Raw genomic sequence first — 16,627 nt, forward strand, 5'->3', positions numbered from 1 at the left:
CTCTTCCGCCTTGTGTCTTTTCGCTGCCATTTCAATGTCCTTCTTCGGCTCATAAGCCATACTTCAAGAAGGATCACTTTTCAGGGGGCAGACCACTTCTCCTCGCTATCTTGAGGCAATTTTGAAAAGCGGCGCTTCGCAGAATTTTTGGTTGACAGTCGCTCAATGCCTGTATTCGCAACCTGAACGACCGAAATTTTTAAGCAATATTTAAGCCGTAAAACACTTTTCCCAGTTATATTCACTTTGGATGATGAGTGGCACTGATAGTCGGCTGTAGATTTTCATAACTATTCTTTACCAAACGCACCTCGTAAAAGTTGCAATAAGTATTCTATATGCATTATGCTACATAGAATGGAGGTTCGAATAATGACAGATGAACCCTCTCCGGATGGAATTTACACGGCATACTTGGCAGGAGTAACCGGAAATTCCTTCGGTATGTTTTTGCTAAATAACGGCATTATTGCCGGAGCTGATGCCGGCGGTGGAATCTATGACGGAACCTACACCCTTAGTCCTGATGGACTAAGTTGGATTGGCACAATTGCGTTCACACTTCCACCTGGTGGAGCAACTATAACAGGGCAGGTTGCAACTCAAGAGCCATTAAAAATTAACGTCCCAATTAAACTTCCATTGAACTTTACATCCAGTGATTTTATCAGAATTGAAACACCACTTAGCCCGCTAAATGCACGATTTGTATTAGTTAGGACACTATGATGCAGCCGGCTGATTGGTTAAATTCCGCGATATTACTTGCAACAATTTTCGCGATCATTTACGGCCCTATCAAAGCAGTAAAAATCACCAGAGAAATGGATGATAAAAGAGCAAGAGAGAATAGACGCATAGATATATTTCGTAATTTAATGCGAACGCGTCAGATACAATTAGATGCCGAGCATGTTTATGCCCTTAATTTAGTTGAGCTCGAGTTCTACGGTGAAGAGAAGATAGTTTCGGCTTATCGAAACTATATGAATCATTTAAACACACCTCTACCAGCAGTAGATGCGCAAGATAAATTTTTCGAAGACAGACGTGATCTCTTTATAGATTTGCTTCACGTTATCGGAAAAGCTGTTGGCTATGATTTTGATCGACGCGATCTAGGGAAATTCGGTTATGTCCCCGCAGGTTGGGGCAATGAGGCCGAACGACAACGTTATATTCAAAGCTTGTTAGTCGAAGTCTTGGAGAACAAGCGCCCGTTCCCGATTACCCCTATGATTGTGGGTAATGCGAATCCATTTCCGCCGCCACCCAAATTGGAGCAGCAAGACTGAGCACCGGGCTCGCCAAGCACTGTATTTACTAGATATTGCTACCTGGAATTCGCGGCATACTGAAAGGCCAATTTATTGAAAATCAGTGGCTGGGGCGCCAGGATTCGAACCTGGGAATGCCGGTACCAAAAACCGGTGCCTTACCGCTTGGCGACGCCCCAACAGAGGAAATGGCCACTATACCAGCCAAACCGGCGTCTGATTAGCAAAGGTCGCTTGCCGCCACAATGACTAAGTTGCGCGCAGATGCATATTTCTGTGTGCTTTCCAGGCGGCTATGCTAGGTCTCGCTGCACTGCATTTAAAATGAGGAGGTCCGATGAGCCAGTTTCGCGCCCGCCCGCCGGCCGTGCCCACCGTGCTTCTCGATGATGCCGTCTGCCGCATCACCCGTTGGGATTTCGAGCCCGGCGCCGACACCGGGCATCATGTCCACGGTCTTGGCTATGTTGTCGTGCCGATGACCGATTGTGAGTTTCTGTTGGAGGAACCCGGCGGCAGCCGCCGTGTCGATATCGCCAAGGGTGCCGCCTATCGGCGCGAAGCGGGCGTCGAGCACAATGTCGTCAATGCCGGCTCCGAACCCATGTCCTTTATCGAAATCGAATACAAGCAATCATGAGCACGCCCGACTTCGACCTTGCCTTCGACCCCGCCTATGGCCGCGCCGTCCAAGCTGCCCCCGGCATCGAGCGGATGACGGTCAACAATCCCAGCGCGTTTACCTTTCACGGCACCAACAGCTATATCGTCGGCGGCTCGTCCGTGGCGGTCATCGATCCCGGTCCGGAGAATGAGGCACACTTCGCCGCGCTGATGGCGGCCCTGAAGGGGCGCGAGGTCACGCATATCTTCGTCAGCCATACCCACCGCGATCACTCGCCGCTCGCCAGGCGGCTGAAGGAGGCGACGGGGGCGCTGATGGTCGGCGAAGGGCCGCACCGCCCCGCGCGGCCGCTCTATCGGGGTGAGGTCAATCCCTTCGCCGAAAGCTCCGACATGGAGTTCCAGCCGGATATCGTGCTTGGCGATGGCGAAAGCGTCTCCGGAGACGGCTGGCAGATGACGGCGCTGCTGACACCAGGCCATACGGCAAACCACGCCTGTTTCGCGCTCGACGGCACCGGCATCGTCTTCTCCGCCGATCACGTCATGGCCTGGGCGACCTCGATCGTTGCGCCGCCGGATGGCTCCATGGCGGACTACATGGCCTCGCTGGAACGACTTCTCGTCCGCGAAGACCGGTTGTTCCTGCCCGGCCATGGCGGCCCGGTAAAGGAACCCGCGTCCTTCATGCGCGGACTTAGAACCCATCGCCGCATGCGCGAGCGCGCCGTGCTGGAGCGCATCAAGGCCGGCGACCGGCTGATCCCGGATATGGTGAAAGCCATCTATCGCGATACGGACCCGCGCCTGCACGGAGCCGCCGCGCTCTCGGTGCTGGCGCACCTGGAAGATCTCGTCGAGAAGGGTCAGGTGGAAACCGATGGACCGCCGGCGCTCTCCGGGGCCTATCGCCCGGCTTGAGCTGAGATGGGTGATATCGGGGATTTCAGAAGTTTGATGGCGGGCACGATTCCCCCTCATCCGCCCGTTGGGCACCTTCTCCCCGAGGGGAGAAGGAGGGGTGGTGAACCTCAGCTTCCGGCAATGCCGAGCAGTTCCGCATCGAGCGCCTTCAGATAGCCATCCGCCATATCGGCGCTGACGCCGAGATCGTTCTGGCCGTAACGGGAGGCAACGCGAATATCGACCAGCGTCGTTTCGGCCTCCTCGCGAATGCGGATCACCAGATCGCATGGCAAGCCAAAGATGCGGGTGCGGGTTTCGCCCTGCAAAATGACGTCGGTATTCTGACGGATGAGGGCCGCCACGCCATCGCGGAAGGGTCGCGGCGTCGGCACGGGAATGAAATCGGGCACATCGCCGACGGCGCTGTCATCCTGCGCCGGACCGACTGTCCGCGGGCGCACGCGCCGCTTCGCTCTGGCATTGCCGTTCGGGTCGGCGACATCGGCACCCTCGGCCTTGACGATGGTGATGTGATAGTCATGCGCGACCTTGCGCACCGCCTCCAGAACACGGTCGGCAGCACCCTCATAGCGGCGGCTGATCAAAGCGGGGTAAGCATCGAATTGCGCCTCGCGCTCCTGCTGCGTCACCAGATGGCGCGGCGGCAGCCACATCTGCCTCACATCCGGCGTCGCAAGCCATTCCGGCGAGTCGTTGAGATCGGTCGAGATCTCGTAGATTGGCGGCCGGGTCCAATAGCGCTCGGCGCCGAAACTGAAAACGGCAAGCGGCAGGGCGGCATAGACGAGCGCCTTGACAGCGGAGACGCCGCCTATGGCCGCATTCTGCCAGAGCTGCACAAGGCCGATCAGTGCAAGCAGCACGGCAAGGACGGCGCAGCCGGCCGATATCAGCAGCAACAGCACGAAGTACGGCGTGTCCAGCGGCCCGAAGCGATGGCCGATGAGCGTCACGCCGCAGAGCACCAATGCAAACGAGGCGATCAAACGCGCGGCGCGGGCGGCATGTGAAACGGGACGGTCGAAGCGAATGGTCATCAAGGGCTCATCGGCGCGTCGGATCGGAAGCCGGATGCACCGAATCCCGGAAAACGACTTATGTTTAGATCAAGAAATGACGGAAATAAATCGAATGTCACGACACCAACAGGCAATGTTCCCTCAACGCTGAAACCAGTAACGCGCAAAGCGCATTGCGATCTCGAAGATTCGCTCCTTGCGCTTTCCGCCCTCATTCTTCGCATGACGTTATCGCAAAACCGCTGCGCACTTTTGCGCGCCATGCTTTAGACCAAAAACGTGAGCGCTTGCTTAAATTCCTAAAAAAGGCCATTCTTTAGCGTTTTATCGAGGTTCTGAAAGGACTTGATGAGATGGAACCGATGCTTTCTCAAGACGTCGCGGCCAAGCCGCTGGCGGGCGCGGCGATTGCCGGAACCGATACCGCCGACCCGATCCTGCCGTTGGAGCTTCTGGAACTGGAGCTTTCGCTCGAAGGTTTCTCCGGCGGCGAACCCGGCTTTTGCGAGGCCGTGCGGAACGCCGCCTCGGCGGTGCATGGCGACTTCCTGTTCGATCTGCCCGCTGCGGGGTTGATCGCCGATTGCCGCAGACTGGCCGTCATCCGGATTCCCGAAGGCGATGCGACGATGCGCACGCTGTTTGCCGCGCTTGACGGAGACGGCGCCGAAATCCGCCTGTTACAGCCGGATGAGGAAACCGAGCACCTGCTGCGGTTTGCCGATGCCTTCGTCGATCTACTGCAGAGGCTGCCGGCAAATTCCAAGGGATCAGCGTAGGCAATTCGGCCTGCGGCGGTAATACGCCTTTCGCGCCTGCACGCGCGGCGCTATAGTTCGCGCCTGCACATCTGCATTCAGGGACACCAAGTCATGCGTATCGCTGCCTCCGTCTTATCCCTCGTCGCCATTACGCTTGCGCTCTCATCCTGCCAGACAGCCGAAGAAATCCGAGCGGCGGACGCAGGCAGATGCAGCGGCTACGGCTTCAAGCCAGGCACCCAGAACTTCGCCAATTGCCTGATGAATCAGGATCTTAGTCGGCGCGCCGACCAACGGGCTTTCATGGAAAGCAACGATGATTTCTTCTGGGGGCCGACAGTCGTTGTCGGCGGTCCGGGGTACTACTATCGCGGCGGCTATTGGCGCCGCTAATCGCCGCATTCAAGCTTTCAAGAATCAGGCTCGCCCCTTGATCGCCGCCTGGGCTGCAGCGAGGCGTGCGATCGGCACGCGGAAGGGCGAGCAGGACACGTAGTCCAGCCCGATATCCTCGCAGAAATGGATGGAAGCGGGATCGCCGCCATGCTCGCCGCAGATGCCGAGCTTCATGTCGTTGCGCGTCCGCCGGCCGCGTTCGGACGCGATGCGAATGAGCTCGCCCACCCCGTCGAAATCAAGCGATATAAAGGGATCATGCTCGATGATGCCCTTGCGCTGATAGGTTGGGATGAAGGCGGCGGCATCGTCACGCGACATTCCGAAGGTGGTCTGCGTCAGGTCATTCGTGCCGAAGGAAAAGAACTCGGCAGCCTCGGCGATGATATGCGCGCGCAACGCCGCGCGCGGAAGCTCGATCATCGTCCCGACGAGATAATCGATCTTCATTCTGGCTTCCGTCATGACTGTGCGCGCCACCTCGTCGATACGCGCCTTGACGTAGTCCAGCTCCGAGCGCAGGCCGACGAGCGGCACCATGATCTCGGGCACGACCGCAGCCCCCGTTTCGCGCGCGGCGAGGACCGCCGCCTCGAAGATCGCGCGCGCCTGCATCTCGACGATCTCCGGATAGGAAATCGCCAGACGGCAACCGCGATGGCCGAGCATGGGGTTGAATTCGTGCAGCGCATCGACACGCTGGCGCAGAATGGCCGGCTCCATGCCCATGATCCCGGCAACCTCGGCGATCTCCTCGTCCGTCTTCGGCAGGAATTCATGCAAGGGCGGATCGAGCAGGCGAATGGTCACCGGCAGGCCGTGCATGATGGTGAAGAGGCCGGTGAAGTCGAGCCGCTGCATCGGCATCAGCTTGGCGAGAGCCGCGCGGCGCCCCTCCTCGTCTTCGGCGAGGATCATCTCGCGCATCACGTGGATGCGGTCGCCTTCGAAGAACATATGCTCGGTGCGGCAAAGGCCGATGCCTTCTGCGCCGAAGGAACGGGCCGCGCGCGCATCGGCCGGCGTATCGGCATTGGTACGCACCGTCATGCGTCGCGAACGGTCGGCCCAGGCCATGATGCGCCCGAAATCGCCAGAAAGCTCCGGCTGGATCATCGGCACCTCGCCTTTCAGCACCTGGCCGGTGGAGCCGTCGATCGTGACGATATCGCCCTTCTTCAAGGTGACGCCGACGCCGATCAGCTTTTCATTGCGCATGTCGATGCGCATGGTGCCGGCGCCGACGACGCAGGGGATGCCCATGCCGCGGGCAACCACCGCCGCGTGGCTGGTCATGCCGCCGCGGGTGGTGAGGATCGCTTCGGCGGCATGCATGCCGTGAATATCCTCGGGACTCGTCTCGATCCGCACGAGGATGGCTTTGCGGCCTTCTTCCTCGGCAATGATCGCCTCTTCCGCGGTGAAGACGATCTCGCCGGTGGCGGCACCCGGCGATGCGGGCAGGCCGGAGCCGATGACCTCGCGGCGAGCGCGTGGATCGATCGTCGGATGCAGTAGCTGGTCAAGCGACGCCGGCTCGATGCGGGATACCGCTTCGTCCTCGGTGATTATCCCCTCGTCGACCATGTCGACGGCTATCTTCATCGCCGCCTTGGTGGTTCGCTTGGCGTTGCGGGTCTGCAACATCCAGAGCTTGCCACGCTCGATGGTGAATTCCAGATCCTGAACGTCGCGGTAGTGCGCCTCCAGCTGCGCGCAGATGCCGCGAAATTCGGCGAATGCTTCCGGCATCAGCTTTTCCATCGACGGTCTGTCATAACCGGACGCGATGCGGGCGGCTTCGGTGATGCTTTGCGGCGTGCGGATGCCGGCAACCACATCCTCCCCTTGCGCATTGACGAGGAATTCGCCGTAAAGCTCCTTCTCGCCGGTCGACGGATTGCGGGTGAAGGCGACGCCGGTGGCGGAGGCATTGCCGAGATTGCCGAAGACCATCGCCTGAATGTTGACGGCGGTTCCCCAGGCCTCGGGAATATTGTGCAATTGACGATAGGTGACAGCGCGTGCGTTCATCCAGCTGGCAAAGACGGCGCCGACAGCGCCCCAGAGCTGAACCTCCGGCTCCTGCGGAAAAGCTTCGCCCAGTTCTTCCTCGATGACGGTCTTGTAGATCGAGACGACATGCTGCCATTCGACGGCGGTCAGATCGGTATCGAACTCGTGGCCGAACCGCGCCTTCTCATCCTCAAGGATTTCTTCAAAGACCTCGTTGTCGAGGCCCATGACGACATCGGCATACATCTGAATGAAGCGACGGTAGCTGTCCCAGGCAAAACGGGCATCCCCGGCGTCGTGGCCGAGTGCCTGCACCGTGGCATCGTTAAGACCCAGATTGAGGACGGTATCCATCATGCCCGGCATCGAGGCGCGGCCGCCAGAGCGCACGGAAACCAGCAGCGGCCGCTCGATATCGCCGAACTTGCGCCCGGTAATGGCCTCCATCCGCTGCAGCCCTCGCATCACCTGCGGCTTCAGCTCATCAGGGATCGTGCGGCCATTCTTGTAATAGAAAGCGCAGAGATCGCTGACGATCGTCAGGCCCGGTGGGACCGGCAGGCCGAGATTGCACATTTCAGCAAGATTCGCGCCCTTGCCACCGAGACGTTCAAAATCTCCGGCGCCTCCCTCGGCCTTGCCGTCGCCGAATGTGTAAACCCAATTCGTCATCGTCTCCGTCCAACTCCTCCGGTTGAACTTAATTCATTGAGGCACAAATGAAAATCGACAAATATGGCAAAATGTTGCGCTGCACAATAAATATGACCCGGAGCTTTCGATTTCAATCGATTGATCGAAACCGGAAGCTTCCGGGTCATTCACAACAACCAGCGGCTAAGCCCCAGGCTCCCGCTGCGCCAGTATCTTGTCGATGCGCATGCCGTCGAGATCAATGATCTCGAAATGCCAGCCGCCGAAGGCAAAACTTTCGCCCACCTCGGGCAGATGGCCGAGCTGGTAGAGAGCGAAGCCTGCGAGCGTATGGAAGTTGACGTCCTCCTCGCCCACGCGGAGCCCGAGCCGCGCGAAGGCGTCATAGACCGGCATCATGCCTTCCATCAGCAGCGACCCATCGGCCCGCTCGACAACATCGGGCGTGTCGTTGTCCATATCGGGTAGATCGCCGGCAATCGCTTCCAGCAGATCGGTCTGCGTAACGATGCCTTCCAGGCTGCCATATTCATCGATGACCATGGCGAGGCGAACGGGCGCGCGCTTGAAGCTTTCGAGCACCTTGAAGACGGCCGTCGACTCGTGAACGACCAGCGGCTGGCGGATGACGGCCATCGGGTTCAGCGGCTCGCCGTTCAGCAGTTGATCGAGAAGATCTTTCTTCAGGATCATGCCGATCGGTTCGTCGATCGAACCACGGGCGACCAGAAGCTGCTCGAAGCGGCTGTCGCGAATGGTTTTCTGCATTTCCGCCGGCGTATCGTCGGCATCGATCCAGTCGACCTCCAGCCGCGGCGTCATGATGTTGGAGACGTCGCGATTCCCGATATTGAAGACGCGCTCGACCAGATCTTGCTGTGCCTGTTCCAACAGGCCTGCCTCCTGGCTTTCGGCGATCAGAAGCTTGATCTCGGCCGGCGAATGCAGCGAGCCCTCACCGGCGCCGGGGCGCAGCCCGAAGAGGCGAAGGACGAGATTGCCGAGGCCGTTGAGCACGGTGATTGCCGGGCGCAGCAGGAAGAGAAACAGGCCGAGCGGCCGCACGACGCCGAGAGCCGTGCCCTCGCTGCGCTGCAAGGCGAGGCTCTTCGGGGCAAGCTCGCCGAGCACGATATGAAGCGCCGTGATGATGACGAAGGAAATGACGACGGCGATCGCATGCGAGCTGGCCGCGGCCCATGCTCCGGGAAGGAAACCGAGAAGCGGCTCGAGAAGATGAGCAAGGGCGGGTTCACCGACCCAGCCAAGCGCCAGGGATGAAATGGTAATGCCGAGCTGCGTGGCCGCGAGATTGGCATCGAGATTATCGACCGCCTTCTGCAGAACCTTGGCGTTCATGCGTCCTTCGGCAATGAGCTCCGTCACGCGGCTGCGACGGACGGATACCAGAGAGAACTCGGCCGCAACGAAAAAGCCGTTGGCGGCAACGAGCAGTAATACGGCAAGTATTCCGAGGAAATCGAAAATACTGCCAGTCGAGTCAGACATACTTCCCTTCCGGGCGGATCAGCGCCCATGTTGTTGATCGAAAAACGAAACTAACACGCTTTAGTGATGTGCGGCAGCTGACGCAGCAATTTCTTGTCGAAACGGGAACAGTTTTCTCAATCGATGCGCGGAATGGCGCTCAGGCGATTTCGCGCAGCCGTTCGGCGGTCTGCAGGTCGACGGAAACGAGCTGCGAGACCCCCTGCTCGGCCATGGTCACGCCGAAGAGGCGATCCATGCGGGCCATGGTGATCGGATTATGGGTGATGACCACGAAGCGGGTCTCGGTGGAGGCCGCCATCTCGTCCATGAGATTGCAATAGCGCTCGACATTGTGGTCGTCGAGCGGCGCATCCACTTCGTCGAGGACGCAGATCGGCGCGGGATTGGTCAGGAACACCGCAAAGATCAGCGCCATCGCCGTCAGCGCCTGCTCGCCGCCCGAAAGCAGCGTCATGGTCTGCGGCTTCTTGCCCGGCGGTCGGGCGAGGATTTCAAGACCGGCTTCCAGCGGGTCGTCCGATTCGATCAACTGCAGCTCAGCCGTGCCGCCGCCGAAAAGATGGGTGAACAGGCGCTGGAATTGGGCATTGACGATGTCGAAGGCGACGATCAGACGTTCGCGGCCCTCGCGATTGAGGCTCTGGATCGCGCCGCGCAACTTCCGGATGGCGTCGATGACGTCATCGCGCTCCTTGATCAGCGCCTGCAGCCGCTCCGTCAGCTCCTTGCTCTCCTCCTCGGCGCGCAGGTTGACGGCACCGAGACGCTCGCGCTCGATCTTCAACCGTTCCAGCTCGCGCTCGACCTCACGCAGATCCGGCGCACTTTGCGAGGCCGAAAGGCCGGTCAGGCGCATGGCCTCATGCGGCTCGACATTGAGGGTTTGGCGGATACGCAATTCGCTTTCCTGCCGCCGCTCCCGCGCAGACACCAGCCGCTCCTCGACGCGGCCGCGCTTCTCGCGGCTTTCGGCGAGTTCGGAGAGGGTAGTCGCCGCATGACGATCGGCCTCGCGCTGGATGACTTCCGCTTCGGCCAGGCGATCGGCGGCCTGACGGCGCGCCTCCTCGGCCTTCTGCAGCTCGGTCATCAATGCGCGGCGCTTGTCGTCGAATTCATCAGGCGCGAGATCGAGCTCGGCCGCTTCCTCGCGCGCTTCCTCTTCACGGTCGCGCAGCGTCTGAATATGCTCCTCGGCACTGGCGGCGCGCTGGCGCCAGGTGTCGCGCTCCTGCCGAATTGCCAGAAGACGGCGTTGCCGCGCCTCGTTTTCGCGGTTCAGGCCTTCATGGCGGGCGCGGGCTTCGGCCAGAGCGCCGCGATCCGTCGCGACCTCCGCCTGCTGGTCGCGCAGCTTCAGATCGATGGCGGACAGATCGGGTGCGTCTTCCAGCTCGATGCGGGCATTTTCATCCTGCATGACGACATCTTCCAGCTGCTCCCGCAACCGGCTGACGGCCTCGATGATCACGTCGCGGCGGCGAATGAGGTCGCCGGAGGCTCGCTCCGCCACGGCAAGCGCCTCACGCGCCTCGGCCAGATGCCGGGCTGCAAGCCTGTTGGCATCACGGGCGGTCGCCAAGCGACCTTCTTCACCCCGGATCGCATCGGCGGCGGCCGAAAGGCGTTCTTCGGCCTCCACAAGCACGTCGCGGGCAAGCCCGGCCTCGGCCTCCAGTTCGGAAAGCCGGTTTTTCTGGGCCAGCCGCAAGGCAGCAGCACTTGGCGCATCCGCCCCGGTGACATGGCCGTCCCAACGGAACACGGCGCCATCCCTGGTGACGAGCCGTTGTCCGGGCTTCAGCTGCGACATCAGCCGCAGCGCGTCTTCAGTCGAAACGATGCCGATCTGGCGAAGGCGCCGCGTCAGTGCCGCCGGCGCGCCGACATGGGTAATCAAAGGGGCGACGCCTTCCGGCAGGGCCGGATCGTTGGCACCGCTGCCATTGTCGGACCAATAGACCGGCGCTCCGGAATCGAGCGAGGATTCCAGATCGTCGCCGAGCGCCGCACCGAGTGCCGTCTCGAAGCCGCGGTCAACGCGCAGCTCCTCGGCAACAGGCGAAAAGGCACCGGACGTATCACCCGCCGCCAACATCTTGGAAATGGTCCGCGCTTCGGTTTCGAGCGCATTCACGCGCGCCCGCGCCTGCTCGACCGGGCCACGCGACAGCACTTCGGTTTCGCGCGCCTTGGCCAGAACCGCCTCGACGCGTTGGATCTCGCCTTCCGCGTCCGCCACGACATTTTCCGCCGTCTCGACCATATCGCGCTTTTCGCCGGGATCGGGCAGATGAGCCATCTTCTCTTCAATGGCGGCAAGCTCGCCGTTCGCTTCACTGGCCTGACGCTCCAGCCGCATCTTGCGGTCGGCAAGGTCACGGATGGCACGCTCCAGCTGGTTGCGGGCGGCAGCAGCCTCGGCGCGTTCCGCGGTCAGAGCGGTAAAGATTCGCTCGCTGTCGGCAAGCTTGGTTGCAGCCTCCTCGAAGGCTAAGCGCGTTTCCTCGGCAAGCCTGCCGGAATCGGCGAGGATGTCGGCGAGATCGGCTTCCTCGGCATCGAGCTTGGCAAGGATGGACGCATTGTCGGCGACAAGGCGCTGCTCGCGGCTGATGTCTTCGGCGAGCTGCGCCAGGCGGCGGATCAACTCATCGCGGCGGCGCAGGATACGGTTGACGTCTTCTTCCAGCTGCGAGCGGGCGATCTGCAGACGCTGCAAGGCGGCTGCGGCCTTCGCTTCATCGTCGCGCAGATCCGGCAGCTTGAAGCTGGCAATGCCTTGCGCCTTCGCCGCTTCCATCTGGGTCTGCGCCTTTTCGGCGACGAGCACCGTTGCCTGATTGAGCGCGCTATCGGCCTCGGCTTCAGCTTCCTTGGCCTGTACCCAACGGATATGCAGCAACATGGCCTCGCGAGCGCGAATATCGGCCGAAAGCATCTTGAAACGGTTGGCCTGACGCGCCTGACGCTTCAGGCTCTCGATCTGGCTTTCGAGCTGCGACGTCACATCGTCAAGGCGCTCGAGATTGCTTTCGGCAGCACGCAGGCGCAGCTCCGCCTCGTGCCGGCGCGAATGCAGGCCGGAAATGCCGGCCGCCTCTTCCAGAAGCTGGCGTCGCGCCTGGGGCTTTGCCTGGATCAGCTCGCCGATACGTCCCTGTCCGACCATGGAGGGCGAGCGCGCGCCGGTCGAGGCATCGGCAAACAGAAGCTGCACATCCTTGGCGCGCGCCTCCTTGCCGTTGATGCGATAGACCGAACCCTGCTCGCGCTCGATGCGGCGGGTGACCTGGATTTCGTCGCTGTCGTTGAAGGCCGCGGGTGCGGTGCGGTCGCTGTTGTCGAGATAAAGGCCGACTTCGGCCGTGTTGCGGGCCGGACGGTTGCCGGAGCCGGAAAAGATCACGTCGTCCATGCCGGAAGCGCGCATGTTCTTGTAGGAATTCTCGCCCATCACCCAGCGCAGCGCTTCGACCAGATTGGACTTGCCGCAGCCGTTCGGGCCGACGACGCCGGTCAGGCCGCGCTCGATGACGAATTCCGCCGGTTCGACGAAGGATTTGAAGCCGACAACTCTCAGTCTGTTGAATTTCATGAGCGGATCTCCACCCTCCCCTCGAGGGGGAGGGTCGGACCGAAGGTTCGGGGTGGGGTGATCATGCGTTCACCCCGGAAATCACCCCCACCCGCGCGTTCCACGCGACCTCCCCCCTCAAGGGGGAGGTAATAGAAAACAGGCGCGCGACCCCAGCCGCCCGCCTGTGATTGAAAAAGGCGCGGATCAGAGCAGGCTGTCGATAAGCTTCGACATGGCAGCAACAGACATGTCCCCTGCGTAGCGCTTGCCATTAATCAGGAAGGTCGGCGTGGCATTGACGCCGAAATCCTTGGCTGCGCGTTCCCGTACAGAGTTGACATCATCCAGAAGCTTCTGGTTCGTCAAGCACTTCGTGAAGCTATCCTCAGTAAAACCAGCAAGTTTCGACATCTGCAGCAGCGCGGCGCGGCCGTCGACATCGGGCGAGGCCCAGGCGATCTGCTGCTTGAACAGCATTTCGACCATCGGCATGTACTGCTCCTGCGGGGCGCAACGGGCGAGCATGAAGGCTGCAGCAGCGCGCGGATCGAACGGGAATTCGCGGATGATGAAGAGAACCTTGCCGGTATCGATGTATTTCTGCTTGATCGTCTCGAAGGTCGTGACGGCGAAATGCGCGCAGTGCGGGCAGGTCAGCGACATATATTCGACGATCTTGACCGGCGCATCTTGCTTGCCGAGCGCGATTTCCGGCAGCGGGCCGGGCTTCAGCACGTCGGTCATATTGACGTCGCCATCCGGCGACGGAGGGGCGTCATCAGCGGACTCAGCTGAATTTGCGGCGGATGCGGTGTCGGCAAAGGCAGAGAACGCCACCGAAAGGGCTGCAACGGCAGAGCCGCCCAGCAGATGGCGTTTGGTCAAGAGCATGTCGGACATCGGCATAGAGTCACCCGTCGTTAAAAGAGGTCTTCGAATGTTTCATGCGATATAACGGCTGCCTGCCGCTAACAAGGCACGGTTGACCAACTTTCTTCAAAGAATTGTGACCTGGCAAAGACAAACAACTTAAATTCTGTCCACAATTCGAGAAACGAGCCGTTTGTTCTGGCTTAACGCCGCTTCCAGGCCATGGCCGTGCCCAGGCGCTGAACGGCGGCCCTGATCTTCTCATCCTCGATGCCGTCCATCATGTCACTCAGCTTGCGTGCCGCCTCGCCCTTTAGCGGCGGCGGCGTGCGCGAGCGTTTGGATGCGACGGAGACCGGCTTCTGCACGATACGGATCTGATTGACGGCATAGAAGCCGAAGAAGCTGTTGATGCGCTGGATGAGCTCGCCCTGCGCGTGGGTCAGAAAGAGGGCACGGGCACCCTCGCAGGCGATGGTCAAGACGCCCGGCTGATAGCGGTCGTCCATGCCGGGGCCAGTTCGTCTGGCCCAGGCGATCTTTTCCGGTCGCGTGCAATCGGCGAATTCCTCGCCGGCGATTTCGTCCCAGCAGCCGAGCAGCGTCGTATTGATGCCGGCGCGCTTTGCCAGCACCGGATCGACGATGCCGTTGGTCAGCTCGGAAATCTGCTTTTCGCCTTTTCGGGGATAACTCATCTCAATCGGCTTCCGGTGCATGCTTTGTCCGTTCGGGCGCTTGATCACCCGACGCAGCTTGGCCAAGTATAGAGCACTTCCCCTCGACGCGGCAAATCATGACCAAGACTTCGCATTCCCCCACGGCCGCATCCCTGCTTGCCTGGTACGACAGACACCACCGCGACCTGCCTTGGCGGGTCTCGCCATCCATGGCCGCGCGCGGGGTCAAGCCCGATCCCTATCGCATCTGGCTATCGGAAGTGATGCTGCAGCAGACGACGGTGCCGGCGGTCAAGGCCTATTTCGCAAAGTTCCTGGAGCGCTGGCCGACAGTCAGCGATCTCGCCGCTGCCGCGAATGACGACGTCATGGCCGCCTGGGCCGGGCTTGGCTATTACGCCCGCGCCCGCAATCTGAAGAAATGCGCCGAGGCAGTTGCGGCAGATCATTGCGGCCGCTTTCCGGATACCGAAGAGGGCCTGAAAGCGCTTCCGGGCATCGGCGACTATACATCCGCCGCCGTTGCTGCGATCGCCTTCAATCGTCAGGCGGCGGTGATGGACGGCAATGTGGAGCGCGTCATTTCACGCCTCTATGCGATTTCAACGCCCCTGCCCGGCGCCAAGCCGCTGATGAAGCAGAAAGTCGCCCTGCTGACGCCCACTGAGCGGCCGGGCGATTTCGCGCAGGCGATGATGGATCTCGGCGCGACGATTTGTACGCCCAGGCGTCCGGTCTGTTCGCTCTGTCCCTTCAACGGCGCCTGTCAGGCGCTGGCCGGGCACGATCCCGAGCATTTCCCGGTCAAGGTCGCCAAGAAGGAAAGGCCGGTGCGCCAGGGCGCGGCCTTCGTCGCCGTCAATGACAAGGGCGAAATCTTCCTGCGGCGCCGCGTCGCGAGCGGGCTGCTGGGTGGCATGACGGAAGTGCCGACGACCGGCTGGACGGCGCGGGTCGATGGCGAGACCGGCATCGAGGCAGCCCCCTTCCCGGCCGACTGGCAGCCGGCGGGCACGGTGACGCATGTCTTCACTCACTTCGAACTGAGGCTGTCGATCTGGCGCGCCAAGTCAGTCTCGGAGAAGAACAACCATGACGGATGGTGGGCGCCGGTTACAAATCTTGAAGAGCAGGCGCTGCCGACAGTCATGAAAAAAGCGATCGCTCAGGCTATTCCCAATGCGTTCGCAAAAATGCCTTTAGAGCAAGAATCAGGAATTCATTCATGACGACGGAAATACGGCACATCGTTTTCGATATCGGCAAGGTTCTTCTTCATTACGATCCGAGCATTCCTTACAGCCACGTCATTCCAGACGATGTCGAGCGCGAATGGTTCTTCGCCAACGTCTGCACCCATGAATGGAATCTGGAGCAGGATCGCGGCCGTACCTGGGAGGAAGCGGAAGCCTTGTTGATTGCCGAGCATCCGGAGCGGGCTGAACAGATCCGCGCATTCCGCAAGCACTGGAACGAGATGGTGCCGCATGCCTATGACGACAGCGTCGCCATCTTCGAGGGATTGATCGCTGAGGGACGTGACGTCACCATGCTGACCAACTTTGCCTCCGACACGTTTCGCGAGGCACAGGCGCGCTATCCTTTCCTCAGCAAGCCGCGCGGCGTCACCGTTTCCGGCGATATCGGGCTGATCAAGCCTGACGTCGCGATTTACGACACGCACGCCAAAAGCTTCGGTCTCGACCCAGCCACCACGATCTTCATCGACGATTCCTATCCGAACGTCGAAGGCGCGCGGGCTGCCGGCTGGCATGCAGTTCACTTCACCGGCGCCGAGAAGCTGCGCAGCGATCTCGCCGCCTATGGCATAAAGGTCTGAACCATGATTTTCGATCCCGCAGAACGTATCGACCTGTTCCACGATGCGATCAACCGTCTCGATTATGAGGCGATCGAGAACTTCTTTGCCGACGATGCCACCTATGTCTCCAACGGCGTCGGCAGCCTTGCCGGGCGCGCGGCGATCATGGAAGCCTTCCGTGGCTATTTCGACACCTATCCCGATCAGACGGCGTCCAACTCCCTGGTGGAGACGCTCACGCCGCTTTCCGGCCGTGCCATCTGGTCCGTGCGCGCCACCAACAGCAAGACGGGCCAGCCGCTGATCCGCGAGGGTGAGGAAACGATCACCTTCAACGAGGATGGCCGCGTCGTGCGCGTCGACGTCACGGACTATCAGGAATTCTGAGATCCAGAGCTGAAAACACTCAGGGCCTTACCGTACGCTATGTCCGGCAAGGCCCTAAGTGTTTCGCCTTCTTCCCTAACTGGAGGTACACGACGGAAGAAG

The 16,627-nt window shown here is 60.7% G+C and carries 15 protein-coding genes and 1 tRNA gene; 9 read left to right on the plus strand and 7 right to left on the minus strand.

All coding sequences use genetic code 11. From position 1 onward, the window contains the following. The first annotated feature begins 372 nt into the window (after window positions 1–372). The gene (locus ACIQWP_RS23885) at window positions 373–729 is read left to right on the plus strand and encodes a hypothetical protein (RefSeq protein ID WP_402792970.1); all 357 of its coding nucleotides are present in this window, start codon (window positions 373–375) and stop codon (window positions 727–729) included. Next, on the plus strand, window positions 729–1,295 hold the full coding sequence (locus tag ACIQWP_RS23890) for a DUF6680 family protein (RefSeq protein WP_402792971.1): 567 nt from the start codon (window positions 729–731) through the stop codon (window positions 1,293–1,295). The genes ACIQWP_RS23885 and ACIQWP_RS23890 overlap by 1 nt, the downstream gene beginning before the upstream one ends. A gap of 86 nt (window positions 1,296–1,381) precedes the next feature. Here the strand turns inward: ACIQWP_RS23890 and ACIQWP_RS23895 are convergent. After that, window positions 1,382–1,456 (minus strand) — tRNA-Gln (locus tag ACIQWP_RS23895). A 158-nt stretch (window positions 1,457–1,614) separates the two neighbouring features. On the opposite strand from ACIQWP_RS23895, the gene ACIQWP_RS23900 reads away from it, so the two are divergent. Beyond that, window positions 1,615–1,917: a cupin domain-containing protein gene (locus tag ACIQWP_RS23900; RefSeq protein WP_402792973.1), complete on the plus strand. Its 303-nt coding sequence runs from the start codon at window positions 1,615–1,617 to the stop codon at window positions 1,915–1,917. Then, window positions 1,914–2,822, plus strand: a complete 909-nt coding sequence (locus ACIQWP_RS23905) for an MBL fold metallo-hydrolase (RefSeq protein ID WP_402792975.1) — start codon at window positions 1,914–1,916, stop codon at window positions 2,820–2,822. Before ACIQWP_RS23900 ends, ACIQWP_RS23905 begins: the two co-directional genes overlap by 4 nt. A gap of 110 nt (window positions 2,823–2,932) precedes the next feature. On the opposite strand, the gene ACIQWP_RS23910 is transcribed toward ACIQWP_RS23905, so the two are convergent. Further along, on the minus strand, window positions 2,933–3,865 hold the full coding sequence (locus ACIQWP_RS23910; protein ID WP_402792976.1) for a DUF1499 domain-containing protein: 933 nt from the start codon (window positions 3,863–3,865) through the stop codon (window positions 2,933–2,935). A 344-nt stretch (window positions 3,866–4,209) separates the two neighbouring features. Between ACIQWP_RS23910 and ACIQWP_RS23915 the strand changes: the two genes are divergently transcribed. Beyond that, entirely contained in the window at window positions 4,210–4,626 is a 417-nt protein-coding gene (locus ACIQWP_RS23915; protein WP_402792978.1) for a hypothetical protein, read from the plus strand. Between the two features lie 93 nt (window positions 4,627–4,719). Next, window positions 4,720–5,001 (plus strand): hypothetical protein, encoded by a 282-nt coding sequence (locus ACIQWP_RS23920; RefSeq protein ID WP_402792980.1) that lies wholly within the window; start codon window positions 4,720–4,722, stop codon window positions 4,999–5,001. A 24-nt stretch (window positions 5,002–5,025) separates the two neighbouring features. Here the strand turns inward: ACIQWP_RS23920 and ppdK are convergent, their stop codons facing one another. The 5 genes from ppdK to ACIQWP_RS23945 form a co-directional block, all read right to left on the minus strand. Continuing rightward, a complete protein-coding gene (gene ppdK, locus ACIQWP_RS23925; RefSeq protein ID WP_402792982.1) occupies window positions 5,026–7,692 on the minus strand; it encodes a pyruvate, phosphate dikinase in 2,667 nt (888 codons plus the stop codon). A 165-nt stretch (window positions 7,693–7,857) separates the two neighbouring features. Then, entirely contained in the window at window positions 7,858–9,183 is a 1,326-nt protein-coding gene (locus ACIQWP_RS23930; protein WP_402792984.1) for a hemolysin family protein, read from the minus strand. Window positions 9,184–9,322: 139 nt separating this feature from the next. Continuing rightward, window positions 9,323–12,784 carry a chromosome segregation SMC family protein gene (locus ACIQWP_RS23935; protein ID WP_402792985.1) on the minus strand — a complete coding sequence of 1,154 codons (3,462 nt, stop codon included), beginning with the start codon at window positions 12,782–12,784 and terminating at the stop codon, window positions 9,323–9,325. Window positions 12,785–12,970: 186 nt separating this feature from the next. Beyond that, window positions 12,971–13,672 (minus strand): DsbA family protein, encoded by a 702-nt coding sequence (locus ACIQWP_RS23940; RefSeq protein ID WP_402792987.1) that lies wholly within the window; start codon window positions 13,670–13,672, stop codon window positions 12,971–12,973. Between the two features lie 167 nt (window positions 13,673–13,839). Further along, on the minus strand, window positions 13,840–14,334 hold the full coding sequence (locus tag ACIQWP_RS23945) for a DUF721 domain-containing protein (RefSeq protein ID WP_402792988.1): 495 nt from the start codon (window positions 14,332–14,334) through the stop codon (window positions 13,840–13,842). A 98-nt stretch (window positions 14,335–14,432) separates the two neighbouring features. On the opposite strand from ACIQWP_RS23945, the gene mutY reads away from it, so the two are divergent. Genes mutY through ACIQWP_RS23960 form a run of 3 tightly spaced genes read left to right on the plus strand, consistent with a single transcriptional unit; the run spans window position 14,433 to window position 16,525 of the window. Further along, window positions 14,433–15,545, plus strand: a complete 1,113-nt coding sequence (gene mutY, locus ACIQWP_RS23950) for an A/G-specific adenine glycosylase (RefSeq protein WP_402792990.1) — start codon at window positions 14,433–14,435, stop codon at window positions 15,543–15,545. Continuing rightward, a complete protein-coding gene (locus tag ACIQWP_RS23955) occupies window positions 15,542–16,156 on the plus strand; it encodes an HAD family hydrolase (RefSeq protein ID WP_402792992.1) in 615 nt (204 codons plus the stop codon). Before mutY ends, ACIQWP_RS23955 begins: the two co-directional genes overlap by 4 nt. A 3-nt stretch (window positions 16,157–16,159) precedes the next feature. Then, complete coding sequence (locus ACIQWP_RS23960) at window positions 16,160–16,525, plus strand: nuclear transport factor 2 family protein (protein WP_402792994.1); 366 nt, start codon at window positions 16,160–16,162, stop codon at window positions 16,523–16,525. Window positions 16,526–16,627 lie beyond the last annotated feature (102 nt).

This window comes from Rhizobium sp. NPDC090279 (genome assembly GCF_044769665.1).
Taxonomy (GTDB): domain Bacteria; phylum Pseudomonadota; class Alphaproteobacteria; order Rhizobiales; family Rhizobiaceae; genus Rhizobium.